General features: G+C 41.8%; 21 protein-coding genes, 1 pseudogene and 1 riboswitch. Of the genes and pseudogenes, 10 read left to right on the top strand and 12 right to left on the bottom strand.

Annotation, left to right across the window (positions count from 1 at the left end):
• Window positions 1-81 precede the first annotated feature (81 nt).
• A complete protein-coding gene (locus ASU00_RS13140; RefSeq protein ID WP_057913929.1) occupies window positions 82-567 on the bottom strand; it encodes a YbaK/EbsC family protein in 486 nt (161 codons plus the stop codon).
• A gap of 148 nt (window positions 568-715) precedes the next feature.
• Window positions 716-760: riboswitch (PreQ1 riboswitch) on the top strand.
• A 5-nt stretch (window positions 761-765) separates the two neighbouring features.
• Here ASU00_RS13140 and ASU00_RS13135 point away from each other — a divergent pair.
• Both ASU00_RS13135 and ASU00_RS13130 read left to right on the top strand, forming a co-directional pair.
• Entirely contained in the window at window positions 766-1,251 is a 486-nt protein-coding gene (locus ASU00_RS13135) for a QueT transporter family protein (protein ID WP_057913928.1), read from the top strand.
• Between the two features lie 120 nt (window positions 1,252-1,371).
• Window positions 1,372-2,028, top strand: coding sequence for a TVP38/TMEM64 family protein (locus tag ASU00_RS13130; RefSeq protein WP_057913927.1), 657 nt, complete (start codon window positions 1,372-1,374; stop codon window positions 2,026-2,028).
• Window positions 2,029-2,074: 46 nt separating this feature from the next.
• Here the strand turns inward: ASU00_RS13130 and ASU00_RS13125 are convergent, their stop codons facing one another.
• Window positions 2,075-2,920, bottom strand: coding sequence for an IS3 family transposase (locus ASU00_RS13125; RefSeq protein ID WP_269085320.1), 846 nt, complete (start codon window positions 2,918-2,920; stop codon window positions 2,075-2,077).
• Between the two features lie 11 nt (window positions 2,921-2,931).
• Window positions 2,932-3,237, bottom strand: coding sequence for a helix-turn-helix domain-containing protein (locus tag ASU00_RS13120; protein WP_057913926.1), 306 nt, complete (start codon window positions 3,235-3,237; stop codon window positions 2,932-2,934).
• 200 nt (window positions 3,238-3,437) lie between these two features.
• Between ASU00_RS13120 and ASU00_RS13115 the strand changes: the two genes are divergently transcribed.
• The 3 genes from ASU00_RS13115 to ASU00_RS13105 all read left to right on the top strand — a co-directional run bounded on the left by ASU00_RS13115 (window position 3,438) and on the right by ASU00_RS13105 (window position 7,867).
• Window positions 3,438-5,069 (top strand): PAS domain-containing sensor histidine kinase, encoded by a 1,632-nt coding sequence (locus ASU00_RS13115; protein ID WP_057913925.1) that lies wholly within the window; start codon window positions 3,438-3,440, stop codon window positions 5,067-5,069.
• Window positions 5,070-5,548: 479 nt separating this feature from the next.
• Entirely contained in the window at window positions 5,549-7,183 is a 1,635-nt protein-coding gene (locus ASU00_RS13110) for a copper resistance CopC/CopD family protein (protein ID WP_057913924.1), read from the top strand.
• Between the two features lie 18 nt (window positions 7,184-7,201).
• Entirely contained in the window at window positions 7,202-7,867 is a 666-nt protein-coding gene (locus ASU00_RS13105; RefSeq protein ID WP_057913923.1) for a YcnI family copper-binding membrane protein, read from the top strand.
• A gap of 47 nt (window positions 7,868-7,914) precedes the next feature.
• On the opposite strand, the gene ASU00_RS13100 is transcribed toward ASU00_RS13105, so the two are convergent.
• The 5 genes and pseudogenes from ASU00_RS13100 to ASU00_RS13080 form a co-directional block, all read right to left on the bottom strand.
• Complete coding sequence (locus tag ASU00_RS13100; protein ID WP_057913922.1) at window positions 7,915-8,913, bottom strand: S8 family peptidase; 999 nt, start codon at window positions 8,911-8,913, stop codon at window positions 7,915-7,917.
• A gap of 308 nt (window positions 8,914-9,221) precedes the next feature.
• Window positions 9,222-9,299 (bottom strand): annotated as a pseudogene (locus tag ASU00_RS26935) (SEC-C metal-binding domain-containing protein); the annotation flags it as partial.
• Window positions 9,300-9,880: 581 nt separating this feature from the next.
• Window positions 9,881-10,450 (bottom strand): nitroreductase family protein, encoded by a 570-nt coding sequence (locus tag ASU00_RS13090; RefSeq protein ID WP_057913920.1) that lies wholly within the window; start codon window positions 10,448-10,450, stop codon window positions 9,881-9,883.
• Between the two features lie 11 nt (window positions 10,451-10,461).
• Window positions 10,462-11,640, bottom strand: coding sequence for a toxic anion resistance protein (locus tag ASU00_RS13085; protein ID WP_057913919.1), 1,179 nt, complete (start codon window positions 11,638-11,640; stop codon window positions 10,462-10,464).
• Complete coding sequence (locus tag ASU00_RS13080; RefSeq protein ID WP_057913918.1) at window positions 11,637-12,293, bottom strand: 5-bromo-4-chloroindolyl phosphate hydrolysis family protein; 657 nt, start codon at window positions 12,291-12,293, stop codon at window positions 11,637-11,639. The genes ASU00_RS13085 and ASU00_RS13080 overlap by 4 nt, the downstream gene beginning before the upstream one ends.
• Window positions 12,294-12,540: 247 nt before the next feature.
• On the opposite strand from ASU00_RS13080, the gene ASU00_RS13075 reads away from it, so the two are divergent.
• Window positions 12,541-12,990, top strand: a complete 450-nt coding sequence (locus ASU00_RS13075) for a hypothetical protein (RefSeq protein WP_057913917.1) — start codon at window positions 12,541-12,543, stop codon at window positions 12,988-12,990.
• A 187-nt stretch (window positions 12,991-13,177) separates the two neighbouring features.
• Here ASU00_RS13075 and ASU00_RS13070 read toward each other — a convergent pair whose 3' ends face one another.
• Genes ASU00_RS13070 through ASU00_RS13060 form a run of 3 tightly spaced genes read right to left on the bottom strand, consistent with a single transcriptional unit; the run spans window position 13,178 to window position 15,137 of the window.
• Window positions 13,178-13,414 (bottom strand): hypothetical protein, encoded by a 237-nt coding sequence (locus ASU00_RS13070; protein WP_057913916.1) that lies wholly within the window; start codon window positions 13,412-13,414, stop codon window positions 13,178-13,180.
• Between the two features lie 47 nt (window positions 13,415-13,461).
• Window positions 13,462-14,727, bottom strand: coding sequence for an ammonium transporter (locus ASU00_RS13065; protein WP_057913915.1), 1,266 nt, complete (start codon window positions 14,725-14,727; stop codon window positions 13,462-13,464).
• Complete coding sequence (locus tag ASU00_RS13060; protein WP_057913914.1) at window positions 14,724-15,137, bottom strand: hypothetical protein; 414 nt, start codon at window positions 15,135-15,137, stop codon at window positions 14,724-14,726. Before ASU00_RS13060 ends, ASU00_RS13065 begins: the two co-directional genes overlap by 4 nt.
• A 247-nt stretch (window positions 15,138-15,384) precedes the next feature.
• Between ASU00_RS13060 and ASU00_RS13055 the strand changes: the two genes are divergently transcribed.
• From ASU00_RS13055 to ASU00_RS13040, 4 genes are all read left to right on the top strand, one after another.
• Window positions 15,385-15,591, top strand: coding sequence for a DUF1657 domain-containing protein (locus ASU00_RS13055; protein ID WP_057913913.1), 207 nt, complete (start codon window positions 15,385-15,387; stop codon window positions 15,589-15,591).
• Window positions 15,592-15,742: 151 nt separating this feature from the next.
• Window positions 15,743-16,756, top strand: coding sequence for a stage V sporulation protein AD (gene spoVAD, locus ASU00_RS13050; protein WP_057913912.1), 1,014 nt, complete (start codon window positions 15,743-15,745; stop codon window positions 16,754-16,756).
• A 31-nt stretch (window positions 16,757-16,787) separates the two neighbouring features.
• Entirely contained in the window at window positions 16,788-16,994 is a 207-nt protein-coding gene (locus ASU00_RS13045) for a DUF1657 domain-containing protein (protein ID WP_057913911.1), read from the top strand.
• Between the two features lie 21 nt (window positions 16,995-17,015).
• A complete protein-coding gene (locus tag ASU00_RS13040; RefSeq protein ID WP_057913910.1) occupies window positions 17,016-17,876 on the top strand; it encodes a DUF421 domain-containing protein in 861 nt (286 codons plus the stop codon).
• Between the two features lie 11 nt (window positions 17,877-17,887).
• Here the strand turns inward: ASU00_RS13040 and ASU00_RS13035 are convergent, their stop codons facing one another.
• Window positions 17,888-18,436 (bottom strand): YitT family protein, encoded by a 549-nt coding sequence (locus tag ASU00_RS13035; RefSeq protein WP_330219538.1) that lies wholly within the window; start codon window positions 18,434-18,436, stop codon window positions 17,888-17,890.
• Window positions 18,437-18,535: the final 99 nt, after the last annotated feature.

The following is an 18,535-nucleotide window of genomic DNA, read 5'->3' as shown; positions in this document are numbered from 1 at the left end:
AATTACTGCTATGGATACTTTGAAGTGATTTAGAGTGTTCGGTAAGAGCCCTGATGCAAAAGCAGCTCCTACCCCTGCTCCTCATTCCCCCGCTTCTTCCCAACCTTTACACACATCGATCCAATCTTTAGCGGCGGAATATTCAAACAACTGTGCGAGTGTTAGCTTGATGGCAGAATTCGTACTGCCGCAAGCGGGAAATACTGACTCAAAGCGCTTCATCGATACATCCAAAAAAACATCTAGCTCGTTCGCCAGTCCAAATGGGCAAACACCGCCGATGGCATGTCCAGTCTGCTCGAGCACTTCATCGGGGGACAGCATCCTTGCCTTGAAACCGAACATTTGACGAAACTTTTTATTATCGACTTTTGCATCCCCAGCTGCAACAACCAATATCGCCTTGTCACCTTCCCCCCTGAAGGATAGAGTCTTAGCAATCCGCGCCGGAATCACGCCGATGGTATCCGCTGCCTCATACACCGTTGCACTTGATGTTTCGAACTCCATCACTTCATCTTCACGATTCCATTGTTTAAAATGATTTTTGACACTTTCGATTGACATATTTTCCTCACTCCTTTTCGTTCCATATAAAAATAATATCATCCTCGATCGTAATAAATCAAAAATACGTTCGGGCTTTCAAAACCCATTCTTTACAAATTGACGAAACAAGCTTATATGGGATACTATTAATCTTCAGGTAAAATACCTATACGTGGTTCGTAACCATCCCACGATAAAAAACTAGGAGAGAATTAAATGAATAATCGTACCCTCGTGATTAGCGGGATATTGGCTGCCTTATATGTGGCGGTCTCATTCGTATTTCAACCAATATCTTTTGGCGCGTACCAATTTCGGGTGCCGGAAATACTGAACCATCTGATTGTATTCAATAAAAAATATATGTATGGCATCGTCGGCGGTGTGTTCATTTCGAATTTGCTTTTTTCACCAATGGTTCCGTTTGACTTGATTTTCGGGGTCGGGCAATCGATAATCGCCTTGCTGCTTGTCATTTTTGTATCTCGGTTCATTAAAGGTGTCCAAGGACGGATGATCGCTACGATTATCTTTTTCACGTTCACGATGTTTTTGATCGCAATTGAACTGAACCTTGCCTTTGGTTTACCATTTTGGTTAGGGTGGGGCACCACTGCTGTCGGTGAATTCGTTGTCCTTTTGGTTGGTGCGCCAATCATTTATGCAATGAACAAAAGAATTCAGTTTGAAAAGTGGCTTTAAAGGAATCTTTGATTTCTAAACCTACTATACTGTAAAAGAGCTGTCTGCATTTTGCGACAGCTCTTTTTTCACCAATGAACCTGAAGCTGATAAACTATTAGAAAGAATGGTGGTGACCCTTTGAAAAAAATCCTGACCTTGATCGGTCTGTTGGTAATTGCAATATTTATTTTCACAAATGCAGAATTGTTCACGTTAATATGGAAAAGTGACTTGGATTCAGTTATTGGCACATTAAAAGAAAATCTTCCGCTCACCTTTATAGTCACATTCGTATTGATGTTTGTCCAAAACTCATTTACAATCATACCGTTAATTTTGCTTCTGACCATCAATGTCGCGATATTTGGTTTCTTATATGGCTATCTTTGGAGTTGGTTAACAAGTGTTGCTGCATCGGGATTAATCTTTTATGCAGCAAGGAACTGGTTTCAAGAGCTTCTTTCAAAGAAGCTAGGAAAAAAATGGGAAGACAATGTTGAGGAGCATGGTTTCATGTACGTCTTTACCGGAAGGATTTTCCCGCTTATCCCGACAAGTCTGATTAACTTGGCTGCCGGCGTCAGTTCGGTTACATTCAAGGATTTTTTATTAGCGACGGCACTCGGTAACCTTATATACTTCTTCTTTCTATCGCTAATTCCTTATGGGCTGCTAACTGTTGAGATGAACCAATATTCATTAGCTGCACTCGCACTGCTCTTTTTATTATTATTCATGATTTATAAACGGGTAAAAAAGAAAAAAAACTTACGCATCTTCAGAAAAAACAGGTGACCCGCGCTAGTCTTAACCCCATAAATGGGATTAAGAAAAAACACATTTATGCCGTAGCCAGCTCTCGATATTTAATTGGGGGCTGGTTATTTAGTTTTATTTGGATTCTTTCATTGTTATAATAATAAATATATTCTTCCACAATCTCAATGATTTTGGAGTTGGTCGCTGCGCAATCTTGAGAGTAGAAGGCTTCTTCCTTCAAATGTGAGAAGAATGATTCGATTTGAACATTATCGTAGCACACTCCTTTATGGGACATGCTTTGGATAATGTTCTTTTCCTTTACGTAAGCCTGGAACTTTGGAGAAGTATAGAGTCCACCTTGGTCTGAGTGTAAAATAAGATCATCAATCTTTCTCCCTTCTAGTGCTTGATCCACTGTGTCATACGCTAACTGAAGGTTGGGTGATTTACCTATAACTGCACTAACCACCTCGTTATTAAAACCATCAATAATGGCTGATAAATATAAATGACTTTCCCCGAATGTCAAAGTGGAAACATCCGTATACCACTTTTGATTTGGAGTCTCAGCTTTAAATTCTCTTTTTATTAGATCTTTATTCTTAACAATCTCAGAAGGTTTATAGTGAACAAACTTCTTCCTTCTAATCTTTGCCAACAGCCCATTTTCCCTCATAATTCGTCGTATCTTTTTATGGTTAACTGAAAGATTATGCGCCATCTTTAATTCTGCAGTTACACGTCGATAACCATATCTGCGTTTGTGCTTCGTACAAATGTCTTTAACTAAATGTAAGACATCTTTATCCCTTTCACTAGCTACTTGTTCTTTCCAACGATAATAATTACTTTTTGGGATCTCAAGAAATTCTAACATTTCTCGAATAGGAAACTTCTCCTTAAGTGACTCAATCACCTTTACAATATCAACTTTCCTTATTTTCTTGAGATCCCCTTTAACTTTCCCAACAATTCATTCTGCATTTCGAGTTGTTTAACCCTAAGCTTTAGCTCCTCTATTTCTGTGACTTCACCTATTCCTTTATTAGAAGTGTATGGTTTCCCCACAGGCTGTTCAAACCTGTGAGTTTCCCCATTTCTATACCACCGCATCCATATCCTAACTTGGCTACTATTTTTAATACCTAGTACATCACTAATTTCTGTAGATGAATGACCATTCTCAAACATTTTTATAGCTTCCCATTTTATTTCGGCTGGATAATGCATTTTTTTCCCCATATAAAATACACCCCTTATGTAATATAGATTTATCTATACGACATAAGAGGTGTTTTTTCCTTTGTCCCACTCTAAGGGTTCAGTTTACGCTGGTTCCTGTTTTTTTTATTTATGATTGTGCATATATTTTTCTTCAATAGTTTGTTAAAATGTGTATGTAATTTTACCATTGTAATGTCTTAAATTCAGGGAGAATCACCATGTCCAAGCGCTCCATTTTAAGTATATATATCCTTTGCGGGATTGTTATACTTGTCGTGTTCGACTATTTTTTAACGACAAATATTCAAAACAAAGAGGTCTTCATTCAGCTTCAAAGAGCCGAAGGCATTTTCTTTCTTTTATCGATAGGCTTGATTCTATACCTTTACTTGGCTAAACGAGCAGAATTCAAGCAATTAAAAGAAGCGGAGCAACGCCGGCGAACACTTATTAACTCGATGGTCGATTTTGTTAACTTCAAGGATGGCGATGGTCGATGGCTGGAATCCAATACCTTTGGTCTTAAATTGTTTCAATTGGAACATGTGGACTATAAGGGCAAAAGAGATAGCGAGCTCGCGGAATACACTGAATTTTACAAAGAGTCGTTGATCTACTGTGAAGCTTCCGATGAGGAAACGTGGATTCAAGGGGAGATCACAAGATGCGAAGAAATCATTCCCCTTCCAGACGGTAATCACAAGACCTTTGATACGATCAAAGTTCCATTGTTTTTTGAGGATGGATCCCGTAAAGGCTTAGTCGTCATCGGCAGGGATATATCTGAAAGAGTTGCTGCGGAAAAACAATTATTCGATAGTGAACAACGCTATAAATCTTTGTTCGAACACAACCCGTACCCGATGCTCATGCTTGATTTACATGGGATGATCACAACCGTAAATCCAAGATTTGAAACGGTTACCGGGTTTCAACAAGAAGAAATTCGCGGCTCCTCATTCGTGAAGCTGGACTTTTCGCCTGAAGATGCAGACCTTATCCGTACATCCTGTGAATATGTCGTGGAAAACCGGAAAGGAATTAAAAAAGGTAGAGATATACAATTCCTGACGAAATACGGGAAATCAATTCTTCTTTCATGTACGTTCGTCCCGATGATGATTGGTGAGGAATTGGTCGGAATCATTACTTATGCCAAAGAAGTCACGCAAATCCGGGAAACCGAAGCACGCTTAAGAAGAAGCGAGAAATTATCGATAGTCGGCGAGCTGGCCGCAAGCGTTGCCCATGAAGTACGTAACCCGCTGACATCATTAAAAGGTTTCGTACAATTACTTAAAAAGAGTGACCATCCCCATGAACAATATTATTCGATTATGCTAAGTGAATTGGATCGGATCAATCTTATCGTAAGCGAGTTACTCGTTCTGGCAAAACCACAGGAACTTCCTTTCAGCAAACAACAAATCGTCCAACTGATGAATGAAGTCAAGATTTTGTTGAAACCCGAGACGGACTCATTCTCCACCCAAATAACCATAACAGTTAAAAATGAAATACCGCTGCTTTCATGTGAGGGAAATCAACTAAAACAAGTATTCATAAACATGTTCAAAAATTCTATGGAGGCCGCCGCCGACCAAATTTGGATCGAGTTCGAGCAAATGGATAAAAACCTTTCGATTATCATTAAAGATAATGGAAGCGGAATAGAAAAAAAGCGCTTGAAGCATCTCGGAGAGCCTTTTTATTCATCGAAAGAAAGAGGAACCGGCTTAGGTTTGACGGTAAGCTGCAGGATCATTGAGGCGCATGGGGGGAAGGTTCGTTTTAACAGCGAGCTAAATCGTGGAACCGAGGTCGAAATCATCTTACCTAATAAAGCGTAGGACAAGCATTGGTACTTGTCCTTTTTTTTATTTTCTCCGTGTTTCCTCACGTCTCAGGCTCTGGCATCACCAACCCTACCCCTTTTAGAAAACAAGCACGTAAGTAGGTCACTTCCCTTCAAATCGTCAGCTTGATGCCATTCGTGAAAAGGGTAAATCCCTCGCGTGACGCCGGTTGTTTTATCAGCTTTAGCATCTGGAAGTAACCAGCCAAAATTACTTCTTCACACTTTTTCCCTTTTCGCCTTTCTTAAGCACCTATCCCCACTATGATTGCTGCCGGTATAATAAGGTCATAAAACTAATTATTATTCACATGTCTATAATAACGGAAGCTAGGCAAATCTAACATTATCGCCATTAAATCCATCGAGCCTAGTAAACTGCCTTTGGATGCTTCATTTATTTTCACTGTTTTTTCACATTTTCCTTTTATAATAAGCTTACATAACCTAATGAAAGGGTGATGGCATACTAAGATGAAGAATTACTTATGGCTGGTAATCAGCCTATTCAGCTTGCTTTTATACCCGGCAATGGCTTCCGGTCATGCTACAGTAATCAGCTCCAATCCTAGCCCTAATGAAGCGATCGATACTCTTCCTGAAAAAATCAGCATTCAATTCAGCGAGAATATACAACCGGCTTTCCATTCGCTTGAAGTCTTCAGCCAAGATGGACAGAAGGTTCCAGTTCAAAAAAGCGCAATTTCGGAACAAAGCGAGAGGATATTGGAAGCTAAGTGGAAAGGCACTGTCGATGAAGGCGTTTATTATATAAAATGGAGAGTGGTTTCGAGTGATGGACACCCGATTGAAGGGACAATCCCCTTTCAATTCGGAGAATCAGCTTCCCTATCCGACCAAGATCATTCACAAGTGAAAGCGGGTTTTCCGAATTCCATTAACGTTTTCTTGCAAAGCCTTCAATACATAAGCTTCGCGGCTCTTGCTGGTATTCTCTTTTTCCGCTTATCTTTAACGAAGGATTCTCGCCTTTTTCAAGCTAGCGGCAGAGCACGTCTATACCTTTGGATTTCATATGCAGGTTTAGCACTTTCCACCTTCTGCAGCCTGCCTTTAAAAGTGACGATTGATGCTGGAGTAGGATGGACGGATGCGTTCAATGGGACATATATCAGGGAAGTCCTGAATGGCACAAACTTCGGTACCATCTGGGTCATACAACTACTCATGTTGATTCTTCTATTTATGGCTCTTTATTTCATGCTTGAGAATCCCTTGAAAAGATCTCTTCCTGTGCTTTCTTTTCTCTTAACGACCCTTTTGATGGTCGGAAAGGCTTTAACTGGACATACGGCAGCTGTTCCTAATCACGTTCTCGCCGTATTGATGGATTTCCTGCACATATTGTCGATGGCATTATGGCTGGGCGGCCTTATGGCATTATTGGTAGTGTTGCCTGGACTTGCAGACCGGCAGGCAGTCCAAGAGGATAAGAAACTCTTTTATTGGACGATCATTCAAAGGTTTTCAAAATGGGCGTTCGTATTTGTAATCATCCTGATCGTTAGCGGCATATATAGCAGCCTCCAGCATGTACCGACCATCCATTCCTTGTTCAACACAACATATGGACAATTATTGATTGCGAAAATCGGTCTCATGTCAGTCATGATCGTTTTAGGAGCATGGCATTTCTTCAAAGGCAAAGCGCAAACGAAAAAACTGGGCTATAGCGCAGGTATGGAGCTTGGTATAGGAATTGTTGTGCTCCTTGTTGCGGCCCTGTTGACAAATGTCCAAACTGCAATGTCCTCCCCCGGGCCATTCGAAAAAATGATAAAGACAGACGAAAACTATGAGGTTACTTTAAAAGTCACCCCAAATGAAGTCGGAGATAACAGGATTCAAGTGGAACTGGAACAGGGAGGCAGGCCAATTGCTGATATTGAGCAGCTAACCATCACAATGCAGCCAGCAGATGGGCAGGCCGGTGCAATAAAGCTGCAATTGCAAGGGAAGACCAAAGGTACATTCACATCAAAGTCTATACTTACCCTGCCAGGAAAGTGGAACATTCAAGTTCACGGTTTAACGAAAAGTCTCGATTCAATCAATGCTGATTTCACAATTTTTATAGGGAATTCATAACAGGAGGGAATTATACTGATGAAAAACATTACAAAACTACTCATCACTACATTTGCAGCATTATTCATATTCGCTGGTTCGGCGAACGCACACGTTACGGTCAAACCTAGTACATCTGCGCCTGAGGCATGGGAAACTTACACAATTAAAGTACCAGTAGAAAAAGAAACCGCAACAACCAAGGTGACTTTAAAGGTTCCTGAAGGAATTACATTTGTAAGCTATCAGCCTGTACCAGGATGGAAAGTGACAACCGAAGGTGGTAAAGACGTTAAAACGGTAACTTGGGCAGCAACGGAAGAAGGCATATCCGCTGGACAATTCCAGGAATTCTCATTCATTGCCCAAAACCCTAAAGAAGAAACGAAGGTGGCATGGGATGCCTTTCAATATTACGAAGATGGTGAAATCGTCGAATGGAGCGGTGATGAAGGCTCGGCCCTGCCGCATTCGGTAACGCAAATTTCGCTAGCACCTAAGGCTGATGCCGAAACTTCCGACCACGGTCACGAAGATGAAGCTGCTACCGATGATTCCAAAGCAACCGACAATTCAAAGGCCGCGGCCACAGCAGATGATGATAATGATAATAATAATGAAACCCTAATCATCACCCTAGCTGTCATCGCACTGATTCTTTCTCTTGTAGCGCTTTTTGCGGCTCTAAGAAAAAATAAAAGATAATCATTGAGTAAGGTGTCCCGAAAAATCTTGGGACACCTTTTTTTTTGCTAATATTCCATGACAACAGATTTACTTGGTAATTGAAGGTTCTCTGACTCTATCGTAATCTTGATTGATTTTTCAACCCTTTGTTCTGCAATGGTTAAGTTGAGCATTCCATTTCCTTGTGCCTTTTTGCTTATCCCTAAATCTTCGGTGCTTTTCACTAACTGTGCATACAATTCAGCTTCAGTCAGCTTGCGGCCGAAGTCCTTTTCAGCAATCACTTTCAAAAGAGCTGCCGCACCGCTTACATGCGGAGTGGCCATTGATGTTCCACTCAGCCTGGCATATTTATTACCTGGATACGTAGAGAGTATATCGACCCCTGGCGCGACCAAGTCAATTTCATCATTTGTATTTGAAAAATCCGCTAAATTTCTGCTTAAATCCACAGCACCGACTTCGACTACCTCTGGATACGACCCTGGATAATCCATTTCATCGGTTTCATGACGCCCATCCCCACTATTCCCAGCCGCGCAAACAACGAGAATGTCTTTCTGAATCGCCCTTTGAATCAGCTTGTGTTCCGCCTCATCCGGAGGCCCCCCCAGTGACAATGAAATGACTGAAACCGTTTCTTCATTCGGCCCTTGCCAATTTATCGCATACTCTAAAGCTCCATTGATCCAATCTATCTCACCTTGTCCCTGACCATTTAACGCCTTCAACGCCAAGATGCTTGCTTTTGGAGCCACTCCCACTACACCAACTTTATTAATGGAAGCCAATATCGTACCGCTCACATGCGTTCCATGCCCGTTATCATCCTGAAAATCACCGGTATTGGTAAAATCCTTCCCGCCAATGATTCTCTCTTTGAGGTCTGGATGCCCCTTATCAATTCCTGTATCGATGACGGCTACTACAACACCCTCACCATAATTGCTTTTTTCCCAGACTGCCGGGGCTTTCACAAGCTCGACACCCTCAGGAACCTTTTCTTTCACCGTTTCCATTACTTCAAGAACTTTGTAAGGTATTAATCTTTTTTCTCTTGTCATTTGATTACCCCTTCCTTCGTTCAATGAGTTAAACTGCCATCAGTGCAGGGATTTGCATCCCGTCTGGTTGCCGTCTACCGCTGAAAGAGATGAGATCAAAAAACTCTTCTCTCTTATATATACCAGATTTTTGAAAATAAAAAAGAAGTTTTTTGAAATTTCGGTCTAAAATACTACTTTTTATTTCTTTATTTGTTAGTATCTGGCACTCTTAATTATAGAACAAACGTTCTTTTTTTACTACTGTTTTTTTCGCTTATTGCCAAAAAAAAGAAGGGACCCCCTATCGAGTCACCTTCCGAGATTGATCAAGCAGCACCGCAGCATTTTTTGTATTTTTTTCCGCTTCCACAAGGACAAGGTTCATTTCTTCCGATAATCGGTTCTGTGTGAACATGAGGCATTTTAGCGGCCTTGGCACTTTCCATGATGATTTCCGTTCCTTTTTCCTTCATTTTCTGGTACCGCTGTTTAAATAACGCCATGATGTCTTTACTGTGCTTTAACGTGTCTTCCGCAATATCCATCGCCTTTTGCTTGGAAATATTAAAGTCCTCTAACGTGAATTGATGATCGCTGAAAGAAACGCGAATCCCAAAATGCTGACCTGCATGGTCTTTGTTTTTGCGGGCTTCCACGAATTCAAGATACACTTCCTGACAATCACATGTCTGATGCATGCAATAATAATCGTATATCCAATACGTTTTATCTTCATATTTACTCTTTAATGCAATTCCGTCCTCAACACCAAAAACATCCAAAAATTTAATCGCTTTTCCATCGAGAATCTCAAATGGATCAATCGTTCTCATCTATAGACACATCCTAATTCATCAAAATTTATTCTTCCTATGTATTGTACAACCTAATTCCGCAATCGTCACTTGAAAGGGAACCTGTCACTGCCAAATCCCTTCATAAAAAAAAGCTGCAGCAGTATGTTGCCCTGCTGCAGCCACACATTTCATCCGATCCAAGTGGTCAATTGATCAATCGATGTTTTCTTGGCAGGCTTCGGCTCCATGTCAGGATAGCCCAAATAAATGAAAGCCAGAACTTCTCCTTTTGAGGATAATCGAAAGAAGTCACGCACCTTCTCATGATAAGTTATTTTCCCCGTTCTCCATACTGCGCCCAGGCCTAAACAATGTGCAGCAAGCAGCATATTTTGGATGGCACTGTTCACTGCGGCATATTCTTCGGCTGCAAGGACATTATTCTTATCACTAGGCTCTATGCCCACAGCGATGATGACCGGTGCCCTAAGAGGATTCTTCTTTTGCCTTTCGAGCTTGCTGATTAAATCTTCCGGCGTATCATCTGCATTTTCAATCCTTGTGATTTCCTCGAACACCTCGCCAAGTTTATTTCTGCCTTCGCCTGTCAATACAAAGAAACGCCACGGCTCCGTGCGATGATGGTTTGGTGCATATGTACCCGCCTCGATGATTTGCTCGATCATTTCCTTAGGTACAGGATCTTGCTTGACGATCCCAATGCTTCTTCTCGTTTTTATAGCTTCGATAGTTTCCATGCTTCTCCCCCTTATCCCTTTATCTCTAATAGTTTCTGCTTCAATTCATTTTCCATTGAAGCCAATTCCTGCTCCGCTTGTCGGCGTTTATGCCTGCCCTCTTCTTGAATCCTCATCGTTTCCTCGAGAGTCGAAATCAAGTTAGCTTGAGTATTTTTCAATGTTTCGATATCGACAAGTCCCCGCTCATTCTCTTTTGCCGTTTCAATCGTATTCACTTTCAGCATTTCAGAGTTCTTCAAGAGCAAGTCATTGGTAGTCTTGGAAACTTGCTTTTGCGCTTCTACAGCATGGCGCTGCCTAATCAGGGTCAAGGCAATCGCCACCTGATTCTTCCAAAGCGGAATGGCCGTCATGATCGAAGACTGTATTTTCTCGACTAGCGCCTGATTCGTGTTTTGGATCAGCCTGATCTGCGGTGCACTTTGGATCGTAATTTCACGACTTAATTTCAAATCATGCAGCCTTTTATCCAAGCGCTCAGCGAATTGGCGCATATCATTGACCTCTTGGAACTTCATTTGGTCATTGCTCTGTTCAGCGGATTTCTTCAATTCCGGAATCGTTTTCCCATGAAGTTCTTCCAGTTTTATTTCCCCGGCTGCAATGTAAACATTCAATGCCTGGAAATATTCCTTGTTCGTTTCATAAAGTTTTTCCAGGATCACAATATCGGAAAGCAGGATATTTTTGCTCCGATCAAGTTTAACACTGATCCGGTCAATTTGGGCGCCAGTTTTTTGGTATTTGGAAAGCACTTCCTGAACGGATCCGGAAAGCTTCCCAAACATACGCGCAAAAAATGAGGGTTTATCCTGCTTAAGCTCATCTGGGCTCAATTCATTTAACTTCTTCATTAGGTCACTGATGATGCCCCCCACTTCACCGACATCCTTTTTCTGTACATGCTCAAGCATCGAATTGGAAAAGGTCAGGAGCTTCGATTGGGCGGGCGTACCATAAGATATCATTGCCTGATGATTCGTCGGGTCGATTTGTTCGGCAAGCTGATACGCCTTTGCCCTGTTCTCCTCAGGGATGACATCAATCAATCTAACCGGCCTCGCCTCCTGGGAGGATGATGATGCCTTCTCCAGCTTCTGCACCTCATTGAATGGATTGGCTAGAAGATCATCGAGTAAATTGGCATTATCCGTTTTATTCAACAGGTTTGGATCGTTATTATTCATTTTAACCTCCTGCTTTCATCGATTACTTGTGATTCTTTTCTCGTTTTAATTGTATGCTTTGCTACATCCAATTCGAAGTTAAGGTTATCGATATCATCGGCAATCACATTATATAAGTCCTGTTCTATCGTTTTAGTGAGGTCCTTCAATGTTTTTCGGGTTTCCGCTAGGGATAGCTCGAGTTCCCTTGTCTTTCTTGGCTGCCGGGATAAAAAAACATATTTCTCGGCAAGCTCTGTGGCAGAATCGAGATGGGAATAATAAAATTGTTCAGCCTGATAAAACCGCTTCGGTTCTTTTTTTGTAAGACTATATATTTTCCTGATCATTTTAATCATATCCTTCCTTTGCTTAAAAGAAGAAATATGCCTGACCGAAATTAACGCCTTTTGCACCCTCCGAATTTTCGGTTTTGCTTCATTTATGTTTCTCTTTATATAATGATATTCTTTTCTCGTCAATCCATGATTTTTAAGGAAACGAGAGGAAAAGTAAGCCAAACTCAAACAGTACGCAAGTGCTCCTCCTGCTATGGAAAGGGCAACGGAGGCAACAAGCGGCATATTCAAGGTAAAATAGCTGATCAGCAACACCGGCAAAACGAATGGAAATGCAACCAATATAGAAATAAAATCAGTGAAAAATCGATTCATGATCATTACACTCCTGACTTACACGCTTTTTTATATATACGGATGATCCTTATGATTGGTTTCAATATGCGAAGATTTTCTCCTACCTTAAACGATATAGGAATAGAGGGCTTTCTGCAAATTTATTGAAATTTTTCTTATAAGTACATACCTCGTTATTAGCTCATATGGGCTATCGCCTAATCACTTCTCAGGAAATTACATAAGTTATAACGTATCCATCCTTAGTCAAAAAGGAGAGTTGACGATGAATTCATACGGATTTTATCCTTTTCCACAACAAAATGGAAACCATCAGTACTATCAGCAAAACTTTACCCCCTATTATCAACAGCCAGAACGATATGATTATGATTATGTTCCTCAACCAGATTGGAGCTCTTTTCAGAATCAAGAAAACCCATTCAATCCAGTAACAGATGCATTCGATTCCGACAGACAGCCACAATCTCAGCAACTTGAAAGAAGAGTAAGGGAACTCGAGCGGCAAAATGAGCGACAAACGCGGGAACTGACTCGCCTAAACCAAGAAATTACACGCGTAAACCGAGAAGTGAACCGCGTTAACCAAGAAATATCCAGGCTAAGCCAAACCGATCAACGCCATACGAATAGATTGAACAGGCTGAATCAACGCCTGCGCGCCGTCGAAAGAAACCTCAACATCCCCTTCAACGCAACAGATGAAGGCTTTTAAATCATGAAAAAAGGAGCTCATTATGGGCTCCTTTTTTTATCTATATTAAACGGTTAATCGTGATTTTTAGGCGTTTACTCGGGAGTCTGGCCGTTTTACTCGCGAATTTTCGTTCTACTAAGCAAACTTAATCAATCGATTGATTAAATGAAGGGGTCACTGCTCATACATAAAAAAAGAACGGGCTTCACTCCCGTTCCAGCGTGATCTTGTTCAATTTTTGGTTTCTTGATTCTTGTTCCTCCTTGGAGGATAAGTCATATTTCTTTAATAGATGAAAAAGTTTATTTAAGGTTTCCTGTGGATGGTCATTTTCAAGGAATAGATTTAATGTTTGGCTCAATGCTGTTGGTAAAAACTGCTGTTGCCCTTCGAGTTTCAGCCTGACATCTTGCTGTGTATGATTAAGGTTGCATGTGCTCATAAATTCTTCACCTCATATTTTTTTCTTCCACTAGTAAGTAAAGAGACTTACTTTTCCTGATTGATGTATTCCTCCACTTTTATGAACTCCGGTGAATTGTGTGTGGCCATGATTCCGTGATAGCTGATATCTAATCCATGTTCTTCCTCTTCATCCGTCGACCTTATAGGCACCCAAATGTTTATAATTTTAAAAACGATCCATGTCAATAAGAAGCCCCATATGCACAGCACCGCTAACCCTAACGATTGTACCCCAAGCAAATGCCAACCTCCTCCAGTAAGCAATCCGCCTTCGGTGGAGAAAAGGCCTAATGCTATCGTACCCCACATGCCTGAGGCCGCATGAACAGGAAAGGCGCCCACCGGGTCGTCGATCTTCCGGGCCTCCAGCCAATTCGTTGCCCCTAGCATTAGCATTCCGGAAATGGCTCCGATCAATATCGCAGCAAGATCACTAACGAATGCACAGCCTGCCGTAATTCCGACAAGGCCTGCAAGGGAGCCGTTGATGACGGAAGGTGCATCCGATCGTCCATATCTGAATAATGTATAAAGCAGTGTCATCGCCCCTCCAGATGCAGCAGAAAGCATCGTGACGATGGCGATATGGCCAATGCGTCCATCTGTAGCCTGCAAAGTGCTTCCTGCATTAAATCCAAACCATCCAAACCATAATAGAAAGGCTCCTACAGATGCCAAAGGGAGATTGCTTGGCAGCGAAATGGAGCTAGTTCCCACTGTGGTGAATTTACCTGCTCTCGGCCCAATAACAATCGCAGCCGCAAGTGCAGAAAAACCACCTAGAGCATGAATGACAGCAGACCCTGCAAAGTCCTGCATGCCTAATTCGCTTAACCAGCCACCACCCCAAATCCAATGTCCTGCTACCGGATAGATGAAGGCCGTCATCATGACGACAAAAATGAGGTATGCCCGAAAATTAATTCTTTCGGCAACCGCTCCTGAAACGATGGAGATTACAGCAATCACGAATGCCCCCTGAAATAACCAATAGGCATCGATGGAAATGGTAAGGTCGATATGCGATAAATCACCTTTGAGCAGAAATCCACTTCCTCCGACAATTCCAAATACATCGGCTCCATACATCAGTCCAAAACCAATGGCGAAATAACATAGTGTCCCGATCGTAATATCAGCAAAAACCTTCATGATGATATTCACATTATTCTTCGTACGGACGAAGCCAGCCTCCAATAAGGCAAAGCCCCCCTCCATCAGTAAGATCATCGCCGCTGTCAAAACGACCCAAATCGTATCCAAGCCCGCGTTTAACGTTTCTAATGTCATCTTGGTGGACCCTCATCTTTCTGACTGGCGATCATCTCTTTAATGATACCGGATGGCAAATGGAGTTCCCGTTTTTCCGGATCCGCTTCCAATATGCTGATGATCTCATCTAAACTAGCGATTTTTCGCTTTATCGTCTCGATTTTTATATATCTATCTTTAACATTCACCAAATGCTCCACTGCCTTGTGGTGGCTTGGGGCATGCCCTGTGAAAAAACGTTTCAACGGAGAAAGGGATTGATACCAAGCTTCTTCAGCACTTCGCTTTTTTTCGTATTTATGAATTTTGTATTTAATCGATTCAATTTCCGACTCCTGTTTGCTTTTAATGAATAGCAAGCCTTTTATCGCATCTTCAATTGACATCTCGTCGACCACCCTATTATATACATCATCGACAATCTCCATATGTTACATCACCTCACGTAACTACGTCATGTTTTCTAATAATTATATGCATAATTCTGAATTGAGTCAATATTTAAGTTGAATTCCTCTGCCATCCCATTGTTCTATCCATTAATCAAACGTTTGATTAATGGAAGTAGCGCATCGACTTAGTCTTTTTAATAATAATTAGAGAAAATCTGGAAGGTATATAAACCCGTTTTTTCCTTACGCTAAACATGCGATGCAATACAAGGGGGATTTATGAATGACTGTAATCAAAGATGTAAAAAATACATTAGCCGGACTTAAAAGTGCGCAAGCGAGCCTTGAAACCTTTGCCCTTTCCACTGATAATGAGGAAGCAAAACAGCTTTACCAGCAAGCAGCACTACAAACCCAAACGATTGTGGATAGCATCACTACTCGAATTAATGAGATTCAGAACGAGGAACCACAATATAAACAATATTGAACCAGAAAAGACGTTGGTTTTTGCGACCAACCTTTTTTTATACCTTGTTTCCATCCATCCTTTTATAATGTCCGCCTATCACCGGCAAAGTTCGTTTTAGGGATGTTTCAATTAATCCGGTAAAAAAATACTCATAAAACGAGGTGTTTTCATGCATACAGGGTACCGCACTTGGGTGTTTGATCATAAGCCCGTCATCGTCTCCACCGGAACCGTCGGCGGGCCATTCGAGGCGAACGGATTGCTTGCCGATGACTTCGACCTACTCCATTCGGACTTGTGGATAAATCAAGATACCTATGAAAAAGCTCATAAAGTTTTATTGGAAGAGGCGTGTACAAAAGCGATTGAAAAAGCCGGTCTCCAAAAAGAACAGATTCAGTTTTTTCTTGGAGGTGATCTTATCAACCAAATGACGCCTACGAGCTTCGCCTGTCGCAATCTAGGCACACCTTATCTCGGCTTATTTGGGGCCTGTTCCACATCCATGGAGGGTCTTGCTCTCGGCGCTTACCTGGTCAATACGAACGGAGCGGATTACTTATTGACAGGGGCATCGAGCCACAATGCCGCCGTTGAAAAGCAATTCCGTTACCCTACTGAGTACGGTGGGCAAAAGCCACCTACCGCCCAATGGACCGTTACTGGTGCAGGCGTGGCTTTATTAAGCAAGGCTGGTACTGGCCCAAGGGTCACTTCAGCTACGATCGGACGGGTCATCGACATGGGGTTAAGCGACCCATTCAATATGGGAGGCGCCATGGCCCCTGCAGCCGTGGATACGATTGAAGCCCACCTAAGGGAACGGAACCTGGACGCATCATATTATGATGTAATCGTGACTGGGGATTTAGGGAAGATAGGGCATGATGTTTCATTGGAGCTATTGGAAGGCCATGGCATCAAAATCAAGAAAGTTCAGTATATGGACTGTGGTACGATGATATATCGGGACGGGCAGCCTGTCCTCTCAGGGGCAAGCGGACCTGGATGTTCGGCAGTCGTTGTTTACGGCCATTTATTGAATCGGATGAAAAAAGGTGAATTCAAAAAGATGCTTGTCGTTGCCACCGGAGCCTTGTTATCCCCACTGTCCTTTCAGCAAGGTGAAAGTATACCGGCAATTGCACATGCTGTATCAATTGAATATGACGATGAGCCTTAATTGAATTTCTGAGTTAAAAGGAGGATGCAGCATGACGATAGCTTCTGACGTGAAACAATGCGTTTCTAGCCTAAAGGGTATTGAAGCCGGTTTATCCAGCTTAGCACTACGGACCCAAGATGATGAATCGAAGCGCATCTTGCATGAAACGATGCTGGTGGTGAACGAAGTTATGCAGGAGGTACAGCAGAGAGTGGGAGAACTGGAGCAGCAAGAACCACAATATGAAGGCTTTTAAGCAAGCAGGAGGTGTTAAATCATGCCCAATTGGGTAGAAATTGTACTGCGTTCACTGTTCTTTTTAATCGTTCTGTTCTTGATCACGAAAGTGTTAGGAAAAAAACAATTATCCCAACTTTCCTTTTTTGAATATGTAACGGGCATAACCATTGGTAATGTTGGGGCCGAATTGGCCACTAAAGTCGAAGGGAATATTATCCATGGGGTACTGTCCATTCTCGTTTTTGCCTTAGCGCCCTTCCTTGCAGGGGCAATTTCACTGAAAAGCAAAACGTTCCGTGATCTTGTAGAAGGGAAAGCATCCGTTTTCATCAAGGATGGTAAAGTCATGGAAGGTAATCTTAAAAAAGAGAAATACACAATCGATGAGTTGTTAGCCTTGCTCCGGAAAAAGGATGTCTTTGATGTCTCGGAAGTCGAGTTTGCCTTATTGGAAGCGAACGGGGATTTTTCAGTCATGTTAAAGAAGCAAAATCAGCCTTTGACACCTAAAGATCTTAACATCCGAGTCGCTGCTGTTAAAGAGCCACAAACCATCATCATGGACGGCCTCATACTCGATGAACCACTTTCAACGATTGGACTGAATCGGAATTGGCTCCATACCGAACTGGATAAGTTGGGAGTACTCCTCGAAAATGTTTTTCTTGCCCAAGCGAATTCCAATGGGCAATTAACGGTCGACCTTTTTGATGATAAGCTCAATGTCCCTTCATCCCAAGAAAAACCTTTAATGCTTGCAACCTTGAAAAAATGCCAAGCTGACTTAGAGTTGTTCGCCCTCGGAACGGATTCAAAAGAAGCTAAACAGATGTATAGCAAAAATAGCAAAAAGCTGCAAAAAGCAATAGATCAAGTAGTACATATTTTACAAAATTGATTATCGTACATTCACTCCCTCACTTTCATGAACGAGGTGGTCAGTCCAATGATGACGATCGTTACGCATGAAAACAAGAAAATTTCCACACCTAATGTGAAGACAGACGCTAAAATGATAAGTGTATCTATAATGATAATCGCTAAAGCGATATCCAATGACGATGATTTGGAGATGATTTTGGCTAACATATCCGTTCCCCCGCTGCTTGTCTCATATCGAAGCATGAGCCCTATGCCCATTCCTATGATAACTCCCCCAATCAATGAACTGGTTAGTATCGATAAAGAAAAGACCTCTTTCAGTGGGTTTAGCCAGTCCATGAAAAGGGATGTCAAAAGTAAACCGTGAACGCTGCTATAGAAAAAGGAACGTTCATAGTACCAGGCATATAAAAATATAGGCACACTAAGGATCAACATGGAAAGCCCCGTTTGAAACCCAAAGAAATAATGAAGGATGAGGGCAATTCCAATAACGCCGCCGTCTATTAGGTGATGAGGGACTAGGAAACCATTGATTCCCAAACCGACTAAAAAGCTACCAACTATTACAGCCACCACTTTTTGAAAATTAATAAAATCACCTTGCCTCCCATTTCATATTCCTTAATATATGTCCGAGTTAGGAAGTCGAGAATATACAAGCGAAAAAAAATC

It is taken from the genome of Peribacillus muralis, assembly GCF_001439925.1.
Taxonomy (GTDB): Bacteria; Bacillota; Bacilli; order Bacillales; family DSM-1321; genus Peribacillus; species Peribacillus muralis.
This window is presented reverse-complemented; position numbering and strand designations above follow the sequence as displayed.